Annotated in this window: 1 pseudogene; it reads left to right on the top strand. The window is 58.2% G+C overall.

The features are described from left to right. A pseudogene (locus HUV26_RS13455) lies at positions 1 to 291 on the top strand (4Fe-4S dicluster domain-containing protein); the annotation flags it as partial. Positions 292 to 371 lie beyond the last annotated feature (80 nt).

The raw sequence follows: 371 nt of genomic DNA, 5'->3' as shown, positions 1-371 counted from the left end.
GTGCAGAACGGCAAAAAGCCTGCCTGCGTCCTCTCCTGCCCCACGGGCACCATGAGCTTTGGCGATGAAGATGAAATGATGGCCCTTGCGGAAGAACGTCTTGCCGCGGTCAAGAAGCAGTATCCCAACGCGGTGCTGGGCAACCCCCACGATACCCGCGTGGTCTACCTCTTCCAGCAGAACCCGGTGGACTACTTCGAAAAGGCTGTGGCGGACGCAAGCCCGCAACTCATGAACCGCAAGCAGATGTTTGCGCGCATCATGGGCAGAAGCGACATGAAACGCAGTTAAAAACACCTCTCCGGCGGGCTTACTCCCGCAGGTCCGCCGGAACAGGTGTTTTTTGCAACGTATCGACAGCGGTCTCACAG

This window comes from Desulfovibrio psychrotolerans, assembly GCF_013340305.1.
Taxonomy (GTDB): Bacteria; Desulfobacterota; Desulfovibrionia; order Desulfovibrionales; family Desulfovibrionaceae; genus Halodesulfovibrio; species Halodesulfovibrio psychrotolerans.
This window is presented reverse-complemented; position numbering and strand designations above follow the sequence as displayed.